The organism is Comamonas sp. 17RB, from assembly GCF_030056555.1.
Classification (GTDB): Bacteria; Pseudomonadota; Gammaproteobacteria; order Burkholderiales; family Burkholderiaceae_C; genus Comamonas; species Comamonas terrigena.
Map to the genome: position 1 here is coordinate 521217 of NZ_JASHHY010000001.1, position 14256 is coordinate 535472.

Below are 14256 nucleotides of genomic sequence, written 5' to 3' on the forward strand. Positions count from 1 at the left end.
GCCGGCGTCCTGGCCGGAGGACGCACCGCCCTGTTGCAGCGCGGCGTGGTGCCGCGCCCTCGCACCGCCCATGGCACGTCAATGTGCAGGCAAGCGCTTCAGGCCAGCCAATGCGTGGCCGCTGTACTGACCGCTGCACGGCCAATCGGACACAGGCGGTCAGGCCGGCTTCCCAGCCGGGCAGAACGGCCACTGGTCTCCCTGCCCTGCCGCCAGCCGACGCAGGGCCTCGTCACCAACGCGCGGACACTGCAGCCCGCTGCGCGCAGTCACTCGGTCTTGGACCGGCCGCGGTAATCCAGGTCCTTGGCGGAGTACGTTTCACGCACGCGCCAGTCCATCTGGATCGGCCCCGCATACCCGGGTGGATAGGTGATGCGTTCTTGCGCGCGCTTGAGCTCCCATTCCTTCGGCGCCACGATGCGAGCGACGGTGCTATCTTTTTTTTTGCCCATAAGAATATCGCTTTCACTCAGATTGAAGGTCCGTGCATGCCTTGTATGCCTTCAGCGCGTTGCCGCAAGAAGGCAGTGCGGACACCAGGGCAGCCCCTCGGCTCGCGAGTCGCCGGGCTGCGCGGCTGCACACCCCCGGGGATGTGCATACGTGCAAAAGGCTCGCCCCCTTGCGGTGTGCGAGCCTTTGAGAAGACAGCCGGGCTTACTTGCGGGCGCGGGCAAGCGCCACGCCGATCATGCGCCCACCCAGGGGCTGCTCATGGAGCTTCTGGATGGCTTCTTGCGCTTCGGAGTCGGAGCCCATTTCGACAAAGCCAAAGCCGCGTGCGCGACCTGTATCCCGCTCGACAATGACCTGTGCCGAGTTGACATGCCCGCAGCTTTCAAAGTGCGCGCGCAGTGCGTCGTCGGTGATGGTGTAGGCCAGATTGGTAACGTACAGATTGGATTGCATGGTGTTCTTTCAGTGACGGTCTGCTTGGAAGCAGGCCTGTAAAAATTCGACAAAAATCTATCGACGGGGTTTCTGTGGAGGGCGTGGGCCATTGGAGCCCGAGCGCGTCTCGATATGGCGGAACGTCACCCGCCCCTTGTTCAGGTCATAGGGAGACATCTCCAGCGTGACCTTGTCGCCGGCAAGGACGCGGATGCGGAACTTGCGCATCTTTCCGCCGGTGTAGGCAATCAGTTGATGACCGTTTTCCAACGTGACACGGAAACGCGAGTCGGGCAGCACTTCGACCACCCGGCCCAGCATTTCGATCAGTTCTTCTTTGGCCATGTATCTCCTTTGGATGTGGCGTAGCGGAGGGTCCTAATTCAGCCGATGGCTCTGCACCATGCTCCGTCCTTCGGACAGCGCGTAACTGGAGGCAAGCGATTCAGTGGCGAACTGGGGAATAAAGCGGAAAACGCGGTCGTATTTGCCGCGGCGTATGGACACCGCGCCGACAAAGCCACCGCCTTCGGTGGCAATGGGAAACGGGGTGACCAGGTAGTGGCCAATCTGCTCTTTGGTTTTTTTATGCAGCATGCAGGGGATGGCACGCGAACGGGCGCATGCCACCAGCAAAAGGGGAAGAGATGCCCGGCAAGGGGCACACGAGGGGGGCAGATCCAAAACAGGGTGCGGGATCTGCAGGGGATTCGCCAGAGGGAGCGTGACCACCGCGGGCTTCGTCAATGAAGGGGCGGATTCCAGCGGCCAGTGGGCGGCGTGGATGTCAGACAGGCGCTGCTGGGGCGAAAGACAGGACAGCGAGTGGGACCAGTGTACACGGCCAGGGGATCCATGCGCCAATGTCAGCACACTGGGCCCCGCCCCATGGCGCAATCGGCCCGCGGTTCGCGCGTCCAGCAGGCCAACGCACCCACGCACCAGGCCACCACTGCGCCACCATCCCGCCCCGCACCTGTGTGACCGCCCCTGGTGTGCGGCGCATGCCCACCACACACTTCCCGCACACCTGCTGCCCCCCCCCGGCGGCGGCATCCGCTGCGCTGGCTGCCGCACCGCAGGCCCGCCCGCCCAACGCCTCAGACAAACACATCACACAAACGCAGCAGCCCGGTGCTTGCCCATGGCCTGGGCTGCCGCATGCGGGCCCGCCACCGCCGCCGCCCCAGTGGTCTGCACCACCGGCGCGCACATGCGCAAGGGCCCATGGCAGCGGCCGCGCCGCTCCATCCCGGCCCCGTGCCATGCGGACGCAGCCCCCGCCCTGCACGGCCCTTTATCGCGTTTGATCGCCCTTGATCGCTCTGGACGGCACACGCGCACCACCGCGCGCAGTGGGCGTCTACACGTTTGGCTTGTCCATGGGGTCGCCCGGCAACTCCACCGGTGGGGCATCGTCCGGCGGATCAATCGGCTCGGGCTTCGGGTCCTGGTCTTTGCTGGGGTCTTTGGGTGTTGTGGCCATGGGATGTACCTCCTGCCGCAGGTATAGCGCCACCTCGGTTGCTCTGGCGTCAGCCTGGGCCTCAAAACGAAAAGGATAGAAATATTTTACTTTCAGGCTATTTTTACTTGACATTGAAAGACTAGCATTTCTATACTTCATCCATCGCAGCAACCCACTGCACCACACCCCAGACCCGGTGATACGCGGCCGCAGCCGACAGAACGCCAAGGCGGGGACAGCTCCCAAAGGAGCGCAGCAGGGGGTTGCAGACGCGATCAAGCCAATGACGAGAGCAGCGAAGGAATCCCGTAGCTGAGCAGCCGCCAAGGTCTGCGCCTTCTCCAGGCCGGGGGTGGAGGCCTGCAGCGGCCGGAAGAACCTGCAGTGCCATCCGTCACGCGATACGGACAAACCAGAGCGCTTTCCCCCGAGAGCGCTGCGGTTTGCCGAACACGGATGTAAGAGTTTCCTTCAGGACGGTTTTGGGACATGAAAAGGAGTACTGTGTGAGGAGGCAATTGATCCCGATTGCCTCTGCAGGACCGGAGGTGCATATGTCGATCCTCAACAGAATCGTTGCTTTCCTCGGCAACCCCAGCACACAGCGCCCAGACACAGACGACGACAAGTACACGGGCGATCATTTCACCTACCGTCCTGACAAAGAGGCATCGCTGGAGCCCCCGGAGTTCAGCAGGCACCCGCAGGAACTGGTGCAGGACGCCAGGGTTCCCCACCGGCGCAGGACGGCAGAGGAAGACTATTGACCGCGGCTGCCCGGGCAGGCAGGCAAGGAATCAGCGCTATGACTACCGCAACCGAAACGGCGTGGCCGCCGCCACTGGCCACGCCCCAAACACAGCCGCATCCATCGCTTCCGCCACGCCCTGGCTACCCCGTTAACGACAAAGAGCCCGAACGGCAACAGGGCGACAGAGAACAAGAACCCGGAGTGAGAGAGAAGCAACAAAGTTAGTGCCGCCAGTCAAAGAACCCGAGCCCGCCCTGTGCGGGCTTCTTTTTGGCCATGGCGGGTGCTCCCTGTGCCGCATCGCACACAGACAACGCTCCGCACGCCGTGGCCGGCGGGGCTTTCCTTCCATGGAGATTTCAAAATGACAGCCCCTGGCTAGCGTGCTGCCTGCGCACGCACCCGCTCCCGCAGGGTAAAGCGGGGCCATCACGCAAGCCCTGCGGCTTGCTTGATGGTGCGGCCTTCAGCGGCGATCTTTCTGCTCGGCCAGTACGGTCAGCAGCCGCAGCTGCTCACGCTGCAGGCCGATCAGCTCGTTCCACTGCTTTTGCTGCAGGTCGTCCAGTTTTTCATGCAACAGCATGATCTCCAGCTCCGCCTTGAGGTTGACCTCATAGTCGTGCTCGCCCCGGATGCGGTCCTTCTCGGACTGCCGGTTCTGCGACATCAGAATGATGGGCGCCTGGATCGCTGCCAGCATCGACAGCACCAGGTTCAGCAAAATGAAGGGATAGGGATCGAAGGTCTTCCCCCACAAAGCCAGCAAGGCGACGTTCACGCCCATCCACACCAGCATCGTCAGCACAAACAGCAGCACAAACGTCCAAGAACCGCCAAACGCCGCCACCGCATCCGCAGCGCGCTGGCCCAGGCTGGGCGACGGCAGCTCCAGCTCCCGCGCCACATTGCGCGAGATGTGCTTGCGGTGGGCAATGTGCTCCGTGACCTTCCTGGCGCTGGCGTCCAGCGCCCCCACGGCGCCAACGTCCAACCGGGCCCTCAAATGCTCTTTGGCTGGCATCCTGGATGCTCCTTTGGTGAAACAGCTGCAATCCGGCATCAAAGATAGACGGCTGCCGCCAGGTTGCCTAGTGGCAGTCCACACCGGCATTGGCTGCGCTACAACACCGGACACGCCCATGCTCAGGACGCCTGAACACTCTCCCTCCTTGCTTCATCCGAAGTAAGTTAGCCCGCCCCGCTTCGGCCCGGCGGGCTTTTTTATGTCCATGGTGTGCGGATACGGGTCTGGATTCTGCCGGCCGCAGTGCGCAGGCACGAACCCTTGTACACGGTCTGCCCGAATGACAACAGAAGCAGAAGCAGAAGCAGCAGCAACAGCAGCCGGACCGGCTCTGCCCCCCAGGCCTGCACCCAGGCAATGCGCCGCTTGATTCCATCACCCTTTTCGCACCCCGTATCGCGGTACCCTGAACGGTCCGGCATCGCCAATGCGCTGCGATTGCGCCCCCACCGGGCAGGCAGCGGTGGCATTGCACGCCAAATCCCAGCCACTGCGGCTGCGGCACAGCACCACGTTCGGTCGCGTCACATTGCGTGACGCCATGCGATGCAATCGCCGTCGCAACCCTGCGCGGGCCCTACCCAGTCAACCCGACAGTCTGGCCGGCGCCGGGAACAGAGCATGTAACAAATACGCTCTTACATGCAGACGCATCTCTGGAAGACGCGTGGCGCGCAGCCCCTTCATGCGGCGCGCCACCAAGACCATAAAAAAGGAGTGATCGCCCGCACAGCCAGTGCTGTGACCTGGGCTCCCTGGCTCAACGGCGTGGCCCTTCGCTACCCGGACGGCTCTCCAGCCAATCCCAACCCCGGTCCACCGGCCGATCGCTCATGGAGACCAGGGTGGCATTGCCATCCTGGCTTCCCGCTGGGGGCGACACGCACCCCGTCAATGCCAGCACGGCCACCGCGATCCCGGCACGTGCCCATAAGCAGTAGTTACACATCTGACAGTCCTTTCACATGAGAGGGGGCGGTCAGCTTCTGCTTCACCCGCAAGCACGTAAATGTGCGGCTTGTAAATCATGTAAACCCGGTGATTAAGGGCCGCTCGGCGAAATCCATCGCTCGCCCGCCCCACCACACCGGCACGGCAAGCTGGCCCAGCAACCTGGGACAGACGCAGGCGACTGCAGCTGCAACCGTCCCCCTGCCGGGGACACATCCAGCCCTTGCCTTTCGCATCCGCCTGCATGCCGCAAGGCAAGGCGCTCTTGCGCACACGGCCGCTGCATGTAACCGGCCTAGACCTACTCACACCCACACCTGCCCCGCACGCGCCGGGCGGACTTTGTCTTCACCACAGGAGCCCTCATGCACGCACGACTGCCGCTGCGCGCCATCCCCTCCGCTGCAGATGGCCTGCCGCCCTACGAACCCGACACCGTGCGCTTTCGGGTCACGGTCGAAGGCGTCACGCTGGACACCCTGGTCCACTACGGCGACGACTTTGACCTCTCGGTCCCCGCCATCTGGCACCGCGGCGTGAACATCGCGCCGCTGCTGGAGCCCGGCATCGACGAGGCCATCCTCAACGCCTACGACGTGCACCGCCAGGCCCTGCGCCAGGACGCCCTGGTGGAACGCCACGCCGGCTTCAGCGACTGAGCCAGCCTCTCCCGCACACCGCTTGCCCACCCATTCGCCCTCCCTTGCAAGGGCCTTTTACCCACAGGCACTCGCAGGCCATCCCGCCATAAGGAACCCAGCCGCACCTACCCGCAACATGCCGCACCCACCCACGCCCATCCGCGCAGGAGCGATCAGACACGCGGCTGTCAAGCGGTGCCGGCCTACACCGCAGGTCGGATCCGCCCGTGTCCACGCCGAACGGCAACCAGACTGCAGCGCAGCAACGCGCAGAATTTTAGGACCAACAGGAGGTTGACCATGACGAACGCCGCTACCGCGAACGATGCGCTTGAGATCTACACCAATATCCTGAAGGCGGATGGGCCTGCCGGCCTTGCCTTCCTCAACAAGCGTGTGCCCCACCGCTACACGGGCGTGTACCAGCTCAAGGACGGCATGCTGCGCAACCTCTACCTGTTCGACAAACAGGGCCAGCACATCCCGGCCGACATCATCGAAGTGCCGCTGCAAGACAGCTTCTGCCAGTTCGTGCTGCGCGAAGACGGCTTCTCCACCTCCAACACCTTGCGCGACCGCCGCCTCGACGGCCTGCGCTTCCAGGGCGCCCTGGGCTCCTACCACGGCCTGCCCATTCTGGACAATTACGGCGAGCTGTTCGGCACCCTCTGCCACTTCGACGCCCAGTGCCTGAGCCTGGACGATTCGGAATACGAATTCCTGCGCCAGGCCGCCCGCCTGCTGCCGCGCTACATCAACACCCGCGCCCTGCGCGACGGCACCGCCAAGGTGGAACACCACGCCACCAGCGCCGCCCTGGTGGCCTGAGCCGCAACACTGCGACTGGGACTGCGACTGCGGCAACACCGCTGCGCTGCGCTGAATCCCGGCCCCACCGCAGGAGTCTGCGCACGCCCGCCACACGCCACCGCGCACACCAGCCTCCGTGCAGCCTGCACGGCGGCGCCCCTGGCGGGCCGTGCGGGATAGGACGGCACTGCCCGCACACAACAGCCCGGCCACCGGCACTGATTCGGCTGACCTGCCGCCGCCAGCCCGCCACCCTGCACTGGTGGGCCTCGGCCCGACCCGCCCCAGTGCAACGCGCTAGGCTCCGAATTCCACGGCAGCAGCGGCGTGGTGCATGCGGCTTGGGAGTCGTTGGAGGCTTGGTGCCGCGACGCCGTCCACCACTGCCACACCACGCCGGCCACCGCAGCGCGGCGCACGCCAGGGATCGGCACAAGGCCACCACCTGTGCCTGCGGTGTGTGGTGTGTGGTGTGTGGCGATGTCTGCCGTGCTGTGCGCGCGGCATGCCATGCACCCCGCGCCCTCCCACGCGCAGCGCTGCACCCACACCCTGGGTGCAACGCCACACCGCATGCAGCTACAGACAACAGGCAACCGACAACTGGCAAGCACCGAGCAAGGCCCAGGTACCTGCGGATCTCGCCGATTCCACCCGCCCGCCCGTCGCCAAAAGTAACTCTTCGTTAACTGTCATGGTTCGTTCAAATATCTCGTCAACCATATACGGACCGGAGACGTTCGATAAACACGACCCAGATATTGATACCAACCTTAGGAGCCCAGCATGACGCATTTTTCCGCCGCCCTCTACGAGCACCTCCAGCCCCAACAGGTCATCCCCGAGATGCCTGAACCGCGCCCCCCGGAAGAAGTCATGAGCCTGCTGGCACAGGAGTCACCCTTCGGCGAATACAGCGTCGACGCCTTCTGAGCACTCCCCCGCACCACGAACCGCCCACCGAGGCGGTTTTTTATTGGAGACCGCCATGGCCCCCCCCATCCAGCTCCAGCGCCTGCCGCGCCGCAAGAAGAAGCCCGCCCTCACGCGGGCTTTGCTGTTTCTGGCCCTGCTCATCGCCGCCGTGCTGGCGGCCACCCAGCTGTAAAGCGCACCGCCTTTAAAGCTCCCTCCACCAACACGGCCCGCCAGCCGCAGATTCGCCATCGCAACCAGGCGTGCCGCCGCAGGCAGCACGCTCAGGACATTCCGCACATCCACCACGCCCCGTACGGCCAGGCAGCGCAGCAGCGCATCGACGGCTGTATCGGCCGCACCCAGGAGCACCCCGTGCACCTCACACGTTTCATCTACATCATCAACGGCCAGCCCAGCCCCAGCACCTTCGGCACCCGCAACGCGGCCTACACCGCCGGCCTGCTGCACGCCGGCAGCGTCATGGCAGGCATCACCACCGTCGGCATACAAGGCACCGCGTGAACACCACCCCATCACCACCCCACACCGCACCCCGTCCCCACCGCCCGCCCGCAGCCTTGCGGGCTTCTCTTTTTCTGGCCCTGCTGCTGTGGCTGTCCATCAGCGCCTTCGCGCTGGCCGCGGCCGCCGCCATCGTCTTGGGCCACAGCTGATCGGCACCCGCACCATGCCCCGGCAGCGCCCTGGCAGCACCTCACCCACACCCTCCATGCCCGCACAGGCATCGCCTAGGCCGCTGCGGTTCGATCGCCGCCCCATAAAGCCCCAAACCCAGCCCCCCGCACTGCGACGGCACCCCAAGCAGGCCAAGGCACTGCCCCCCTCTTCTGCCCGCCCATAAAAAACCCCTGCCGGCGCAAACCGGCAGGGGTTGGAGCATGGCGCGCTGCGCAGCGCGCAGTCGATTTAGAAAGCCCAGCGCAGCTTCACGCTGGCAGAGTGGTCGCGCTGGCCGCTGCCCAGCTCACCCTGGTAGCCCAGCACCAGGGCGGCTGTACGGCTGAGGGCCACATCGGCCTCCAGGCCCAGCACGGCGGTGTTGCGTGCCAGCGGCGTGCCGGCCACGGTGAAGTTCTGGCCGCCTTCAAACGCCATGGTCTTCTTGGCCGTCACATCGCCAAACGCATGGCGCCAGCCCACCGTAGCGCGCAGGCGGCCTTCCTTGCCGGCCAGCTGGAAGTCGCTGTGCACACGCATGCCCAAGGTGGTGCTGGCCAGGTCGTCGGTGCTGCTGCGGCCCTTCAGCGCGGCAAAGCCGCCGCGTTCCTGGAAGCTGCCGGTGCGCTGCTGGCCCAGGCTCACGCCCGCAAAGGGCTCAAAACCCACCTTGTCGTACTGGCCGATGGCATAACCCACTTCGGCAAACAGCTGCGCCGTGTGGGCGCTGTAGTCCGCCTTCAGGGTCTGGCCCAGGCTGCTCACGCGGCGCGTGGTTTCAATGTCGTGCCAGGTATAGGCCAGACCACCCAGCACATTGATGCGGGGGCCCGTGCCGGTGCCAAAGCTCTTGCCGCCGTAGACGGCTGCGCTGTAGCTGTTCACATCCGACTCGGAGGAACGGTCTGCCACCCTGCCGTCGGCATTGGTGTAGCCCACAGAGCCACCCAGGCGCCAGCCGCTGGTGCCCACTTCCTGGTCCATACCCAGGAACAGGCCGGTGGTACGCTGCTTCAGCTGGGCGGCATTGCCGTCACCGTCATAACGCTGCCAGTGGCCCACCACCTCGGCCCATGCGGGCAGCGCCTTGGACGAAGGCCAGGCCGATGCCGGCAGCGGACCATCGCTCTGCGCCACAGGTGCACCGGCACGGAAGCCGGCCGTCATGTTGTTGCGCAGATGCTGGCCGCTGACGCTGGGCGCATAAGTGCCCAGGCCCACCAGGCTGCTGCCCACGCTGGCCTGCACTTCGCCGGACAGGCTGGCAAACACAGCGGCCGGGGCTCCATTGGCCAGCTTTTGCACGTACTGATACAGCTGGTGGGTGCGCGGAAGGCTTTCGATACCCCGCGCCGCAGACGCCTGGTTCGGCGTCTGTGCCAGGCTGGCAAATGCGGTGTCGTTGCGCTCCAGGGTCAGCGTCACATCGGTGGTGACCTCATTGGTCTTCAGATAGCCCAGCCCCACATCCAGGTAGGCATAGTTGGATGCTGCAGCGCTGAAGGTGCCATCCACCTGGCCGGCATGCAGGATGGTGTAGGTCTTGCCCACCTGGAAGTCGGTGGTGGCATCGGACACCGTGCCCACATGCAACACACTCCCCGCCAAGGTGGCGGTACCCGCCACATCGATACGGCCGCTGGCGCCCGAGTCAGGGTCCACATTGACCCGGTAGGTCGAGCCGGCCTGGAAGTCCAGGCTTCCCACTGCCAAGGTGGTGCCACTGGCCACCTCCAAAGCAGCGGCATTGCCCACGGTCACATGGCCTGTACCCAGTGCACTGTTATTGGCGGCCACCAGCGTACCGGCGTTGATGCTGGTACCACCGCTGTAGGTGTTGGTTGCAGACAGCGTCAGCACACCGGCGCCGGTCTTGCTGACCGTGCCGCTGCCGCTGATGGTCTGTGCCAAAGTGGCATCGCTGGCCTGCTTCAGCTCCAGCGCAGCGTTGTTGGTGATGGCCCCACTGGCCAGATTGGCGACGGAGGCCACCAGGCTACCGGCGCTGATGGTGGTGTCACCGGTCGAGGTATTCACACCTGCCAAGGTCAGCGTGCCCGCACCGGTCTTGGTGAAGCTGCCACTGCCGCTGATGGCCTGGGCCAAGGTGCCATCACTGGTCTGGTGCAGTTCCAGCGCGGCATTGTTGATGATGGCACCGCGGCTCAGGCTCCCGGAAGAAGCCACCAAGCGCCCCGCTGTGATCAGCGTTCCACCCGTAGCGCTGTTCGCACCGGTCAAGGTGACCGTGCCCGTGCCGCTCTTGATGAGATTGCCCGCGCCGCTGATCGCGCCACCCAGGGTCAGATCGTGGCTGCCCGCCAGCGTCAGATCCGCATCCAGCGCCACGGCATTGCCCAGCGTGACATCAGTATTGCTTTGCAGCGTGCCAGCGCCGTGGACCTGCAGAGCGCCCGAACCCAGCGCGCTGTTGTGGCCCACCTCCAGCGTGCCACCATCCAGGCGGGTGCCACCGGTGTAGCTGTTGTTGCCATTGAGCACCAGGGTGCCGCTGTCCACCTTGGCCAGGGTGGCGCTGCCGCTCAGCGCCACATCCAGCGTCGCCGTCACGCCAGGGTCTACGCGGATGATTGCGTCGCCGCTGACGTTACCGACCAGCTCCAGTTGCCCCCCTGGGCTGCCTGATCCCCCCACCAGCTGGTAACCATCACTGACGAACTGCAAGCCCGTGACACGCTGTGTGCCTTCCACCGTCACTGTGCCCGCAGTGCCTTGGAACACGGCAAAACTCTCATTCCATGCGCCGTTGAAGTTCCCGCTGGCAATGGACCAGTTCGTGTTGTTGCTGTTCCACACCCCACTCCCACCTGCGATGGAGCCATCGTTGGTGCTACCTGCTCCGTCCCAGAAGCGCACCGTGGAGGTACCGCCCACCACCAGGTTGACCTGTTTGTCCACGCTGGTCTGGACCTCCAGATCGACAAGATCCACGCCTGCGGGCAAATTGCCCAACTCCAGGCCGTTGTCGGTCAAGCTGCCGCCGTAATCAAACAGGCGGTAAACCCCCAGGCCAAAGCCACCGGCATCGGTGATGTTGAGAGACCCGTCCAGCACCAGATTGCCGGTGACATTGGCCAGCGCCGTGGTGCTAGCCACACCCAGCTCGGCATCCACATGGGAGTTGGCGTTCAATGTCAACGCGGCCATGTGCAGCGTAGAGCCGTAAGACACGCTCAGCGGCGAAATGGAAAACAGGCTCAGCCCCGAGCCAGAGGACAGGCTCAGGTGGCCGCCATCCTCCACAGTCACTGCGCCCCCCAGCACACCACCGCCAGCCAGGGTCCCGCCGCTATGCACCGTCACATTGCCGCTGCCAAGGCTGCCGTCCACGCGCAGGGTGCCGTCGCTGACCGATGTATTGCCAGCGAGGCTGTTGTTGTTGCCCGTGAGCCGCAAGGTACCGGTGTCCACCTTGTCCAGGTGGCCGTCTCCACTCAAGATCCCATGGAAGCTGCCGCCGGCAAGCTTCAAAGTACCGGCCACCAGATCAACATCGCCGTAGCCGTTGAGCCTGCCGATGGTGCCGCCGTCTTGCAGCTCCACCGTCGCTCCCGAAGCAATGTTGACCTGGCCCGACGCGCCCAGACCGGTGGCGACAGTGCTGACCAGACGGCCCCCATTGACATCCACCGAACCGGTGAAATCATTGGCTCCACTCAAGGTCAGGGTAGCGGTGCCGTTCTTGATCAGACCGCCAGGCCCACTGACCTTCCCTTGCAAGGTCAGGTCGCTGCTGCCCGCCAGGGTCAGGTTGCCATTGAGCTGGATCTGGCTGCCTAGGGTCTGATCAGAGGTGGTATCCAGGGCCGCCGTGCCTGCAACACCGGTGGTGATGGTATTGCCGGCACCGATGCTGCCCTGATCGCCCAGGGTCAGCTTGCCGCCGTTGATGAACACCCCCCCGCTGACATCGTTGTCTGCCTCCAGGGTGACGTTGCCAGCGTTGATGGCCAGCCCACCGGCGATGGTATTGGCACCGCTCAAGGTCAGCTTGCCGCCGTTGCTGATCAGGCCGCCGCCAAAGCTGTTGGCGTTGCTCAGTGTCAGGTCCCCGCTGCTGGAGGACTTGGTCAGCGAACCAGTACCACTGATCACGCCGCTCAGGGTCGTAGCCCCGGTGTTGTCCACGGTCAGGTTGGCACCGTTGAGGCCAATGGCGTTGGCCACCGTCATCGCGCCCGTGGTCGCCAGGGTACTGGCACCGGTGACGTTGAGAGCCTGGTTGCTCAGGCCTGCGGCGTTGCCGAGATTGATGGTGCCGCCAGCCAGGGTGGTGGTGCTGGTGAAGTCGTTGGCAGCACCGAGGGTCAGGGTGCCCGTGCCGGTCTTGGTCAAGGCACCGCTGCCGGTGATCAAGCCATTCAGGGTCAGGTCGTTGGTGCTGTTGTTGACCGTCAGGCCAAGGGTGCCAAGGGTGATGCCACTGGCCACCACCGCACCGGTGGTTGCAGCGCCCAGGGCACCACCGTTGGCGGTGATGCTGGCGCCGGTCAGTGCGGCGGAGTCGACGTTGAGCTGACCGCCAGAGAGCAGGACGTTACGGGTGGTGGCGCTGTTGCTGAACAGCTGGTTGGTCAGCGACCAGGTGCCGCCAGTGACCACCAGATTGTTGAAGTTGAGATACTGGCTGCCGTTGATGCTGCCGGTGGTGGGCTTGGTACCGTCCGGGTTCAGCTGCAGGTACAGGGTGTTGCCGCCGTTGGTGCTGTTGTTCAGGGTACCGCCGTCGACAAAGCCCGTGGCGGCATAGGTAATGCCCAGGCTGATGATGCCCGGCAGGTCCAGGGCGACGCCGCTGCCCTTGTTCACCGACGACCCGGTGCTGGCGTAGAAACTGTTGGAATAGCCGCCGGCCCCCAGGTTGACGCTGCCATTGATGGTGCCGCTGTTGGTAAAGGTGTTGCCGGTGGCGCCTATGGAAACGGCCTGCAGTGCCACCCGGCCGGTGATGGTGCCGGTATTGGTCACAATGTTCCGTGCGCCGCCGCGCATCGCAATCACCGGGACGTCTTCGAGCTGCACAGGCAGCCCCAGCAGGACATTCCCGCCAATAGTTCCATCATTCAGCAGGGTCGACGTGCCGCCGGCACCGTTCTCGAGGGCCAGCGCATTGCCGTCCAGGCTGCTCAGCAGACCACCGGGCAGCGTCAGGGTTGAGCCCATCAACACGCCTGTCAGGTTGTTCCTGACCGTGACCGTGCTGCCTGCGGCATTGCTGATTCGAACGCCAGTGGTCACCGCCGAAAGGTTGGCCAACAGGGCCGGATCGATACGGCCGTTGTTGTTGACCGTGACCCCGGTCCCGGTGAGGTTGACCACCGGGGTAACCGAACTTGTGGGCGTGATGGTCCCACCGGTCGCTACGGTGAAGGTCAGGTTGCTGTTCGCGAAGGACTGGTTGCCGATGGTCGCAGCACTGCAGTTAACGTTCGGAAAAACCAGGACGCATGCGGCGTACGCAGGCGTTGCTGCCATCAGCCCCCAGGCCACGGCAATCGCGCCGGCAATGCCGTGCCAGCCGGAAAGCATACGGGTCGACGCAGCTGCGCCGCCACCGGCTTCACTTCCCACGGTCGAACGACCGCTACCACCGCCCATGCGCGCCGTCTCGGGTGCAGCCACCCAGGCCCCCAACGTGGCGTTCCAAATGCTCCGGTAAATGCGATTCATGCTGACTGTCCCTCAATACGCTTGTTGTGGTGTCCCATAGGCCCGGCGACACGCGCTGTGACGCACACCGTCATGCACGCCTATGGAATGGGTATATGTAATAGAAAATTACAAATATTTGCAATCTAACGCAAATATGACCTGCCGCAAATACCTGAACTTGGGTATTTTGAAAATCGCCGCCCATCCGTGGCCCATTGCAAGCAGTCACTTCTAAACCAACACCTCTCCAGCCTTCACACCCTTCCCTCCAGCCCTGCACACCATGGCGTGCAAGGACTGCACCCACGTCTTTTTTCTGCCTCGCCCATGAGAAAACCCCTGCCGGCGTGCACCAACAGGGGTCATCGGTTCAGGCGATGTACTGCGCTTTGGCGCAGCCCACACGCCCGGGGTGAACCGCAGATTCGCGGCCAAGACCGGGCGT

General features: G+C 64.4%; 13 protein-coding genes. 6 read left to right on the forward strand and 7 right to left on the reverse strand.

Annotation, left to right across the window (positions count from 1 at the left end; all coding sequences use genetic code 11):
* Positions 1 to 269: 269 nt before the first annotated feature.
* The 5 genes from QM470_RS02215 to QM470_RS02235 all read right to left on the reverse strand — a co-directional run bounded on the left by QM470_RS02215 (position 270) and on the right by QM470_RS02235 (position 2380).
* On the reverse strand, positions 270 to 455 hold the full coding sequence (locus tag QM470_RS02215; RefSeq protein WP_280011091.1) for a hypothetical protein: 186 nt from the start codon (positions 453 to 455) through the stop codon (positions 270 to 272).
* Positions 456 to 660: 205 nt separating this feature from the next.
* On the reverse strand, positions 661 to 912 hold the full coding sequence (locus QM470_RS02220; protein ID WP_066532949.1) for an RNA recognition motif domain-containing protein: 252 nt from the start codon (positions 910 to 912) through the stop codon (positions 661 to 663).
* A 57-nt stretch (positions 913 to 969) separates the two neighbouring features.
* On the reverse strand, positions 970 to 1239 hold the full coding sequence (gene infA, locus QM470_RS02225) for a translation initiation factor IF-1 (protein ID WP_066532953.1): 270 nt from the start codon (positions 1237 to 1239) through the stop codon (positions 970 to 972).
* 33 nt (positions 1240 to 1272) lie between these two features.
* Positions 1273 to 1491 (reverse strand): hypothetical protein, encoded by a 219-nt coding sequence (locus QM470_RS02230; protein WP_066533348.1) that lies wholly within the window; start codon positions 1489 to 1491, stop codon positions 1273 to 1275.
* Positions 1492 to 2257: 766 nt separating this feature from the next.
* Positions 2258 to 2380 carry a hypothetical protein gene (locus QM470_RS02235; protein WP_255503299.1) on the reverse strand — a complete coding sequence of 41 codons (123 nt, stop codon included), beginning with the start codon at positions 2378 to 2380 and terminating at the stop codon, positions 2258 to 2260.
* 536 nt (positions 2381 to 2916) lie between these two features.
* Between QM470_RS02235 and QM470_RS02240 the strand changes: the two genes are divergently transcribed.
* Positions 2917 to 3129, forward strand: coding sequence for a hypothetical protein (locus QM470_RS02240; RefSeq protein ID WP_280011092.1), 213 nt, complete (start codon positions 2917 to 2919; stop codon positions 3127 to 3129).
* 450 nt (positions 3130 to 3579) lie between these two features.
* Here the strand turns inward: QM470_RS02240 and QM470_RS02245 are convergent, their stop codons facing one another.
* The gene (locus tag QM470_RS02245) at positions 3580 to 4137 is read right to left on the reverse strand and encodes a DUF1003 domain-containing protein (RefSeq protein WP_283337983.1); all 558 of its coding nucleotides are present in this window, start codon (positions 4135 to 4137) and stop codon (positions 3580 to 3582) included.
* Positions 4138 to 5456: 1319 nt separating this feature from the next.
* On the opposite strand from QM470_RS02245, the gene QM470_RS02250 reads away from it, so the two are divergent.
* The 5 genes from QM470_RS02250 (at position 5457) to QM470_RS02270 (ending at position 8134) form a co-directional block, all read left to right on the forward strand.
* Positions 5457 to 5750 carry a hypothetical protein gene (locus QM470_RS02250; RefSeq protein ID WP_283337984.1) on the forward strand — a complete coding sequence of 98 codons (294 nt, stop codon included), beginning with the start codon at positions 5457 to 5459 and terminating at the stop codon, positions 5748 to 5750.
* A 282-nt stretch (positions 5751 to 6032) separates the two neighbouring features.
* The gene (locus QM470_RS02255; RefSeq protein WP_283337985.1) at positions 6033 to 6560 is read left to right on the forward strand and encodes a guanylate cyclase; all 528 of its coding nucleotides are present in this window, start codon (positions 6033 to 6035) and stop codon (positions 6558 to 6560) included.
* 768 nt (positions 6561 to 7328) lie between these two features.
* Complete coding sequence (locus tag QM470_RS02260; RefSeq protein WP_283337986.1) at positions 7329 to 7475, forward strand: hypothetical protein; 147 nt, start codon at positions 7329 to 7331, stop codon at positions 7473 to 7475.
* Positions 7476 to 7832: 357 nt separating this feature from the next.
* Entirely contained in the window at positions 7833 to 7982 is a 150-nt protein-coding gene (locus QM470_RS02265) for a hypothetical protein (RefSeq protein ID WP_283337987.1), read from the forward strand.
* Entirely contained in the window at positions 7979 to 8134 is a 156-nt protein-coding gene (locus QM470_RS02270; protein WP_283337988.1) for a hypothetical protein, read from the forward strand. The genes QM470_RS02265 and QM470_RS02270 overlap by 4 nt, the downstream gene beginning before the upstream one ends.
* A 253-nt stretch (positions 8135 to 8387) precedes the next feature.
* On the opposite strand, the gene QM470_RS02275 is transcribed toward QM470_RS02270, so the two are convergent.
* Positions 8388 to 13829, reverse strand: coding sequence for an autotransporter domain-containing protein (locus QM470_RS02275; RefSeq protein ID WP_283337989.1), 5442 nt, complete (start codon positions 13827 to 13829; stop codon positions 8388 to 8390).
* Between the last annotated feature and the right edge of the window lie 427 nt (positions 13830 to 14256).

Bases quoted from the DNA above. Each gene is read 5' to 3' on its own strand.
- QM470_RS02215 (WP_280011091.1), bottom strand. From the start codon at position 455: ATGGGCAAAAAAAAAGATAGCACCGTCGCTCGCATCGTGGCGCCGAAG.
- QM470_RS02220 (WP_066532949.1), bottom strand. From the start codon at position 912: ATGCAATCCAATCTGTACGTTACCAATCTGGCCTACACCATCACCGAC.
- infA (WP_066532953.1), bottom strand. From the start codon at position 1,239: ATGGCCAAAGAAGAACTGATCGAAATGCTGGGCCGGGTGGTCGAAGTG.
- QM470_RS02230 (WP_066533348.1), bottom strand. From the start codon at position 1,491: ATGCTGCATAAAAAAACCAAAGAGCAGATTGGCCACTACCTGGTCACC.
- QM470_RS02235 (WP_255503299.1), bottom strand. From the start codon at position 2,380: ATGGCCACAACACCCAAAGACCCCAGCAAAGACCAGGACCCGAAGCCC.
- QM470_RS02240 (WP_280011092.1), top strand. From the start codon at position 2,917: ATGTCGATCCTCAACAGAATCGTTGCTTTCCTCGGCAACCCCAGCACA.
- QM470_RS02245 (WP_283337983.1), bottom strand. From the start codon at position 4,137: ATGCCAGCCAAAGAGCATTTGAGGGCCCGGTTGGACGTTGGCGCCGTG.
- QM470_RS02250 (WP_283337984.1), top strand. From the start codon at position 5,457: ATGCACGCACGACTGCCGCTGCGCGCCATCCCCTCCGCTGCAGATGGC.
- QM470_RS02255 (WP_283337985.1), top strand. From the start codon at position 6,033: ATGACGAACGCCGCTACCGCGAACGATGCGCTTGAGATCTACACCAAT.
- QM470_RS02260 (WP_283337986.1), top strand. From the start codon at position 7,329: ATGACGCATTTTTCCGCCGCCCTCTACGAGCACCTCCAGCCCCAACAG.
- QM470_RS02275 (WP_283337989.1), bottom strand. From the start codon at position 13,829: ATGAATCGCATTTACCGGAGCATTTGGAACGCCACGTTGGGGGCCTGG.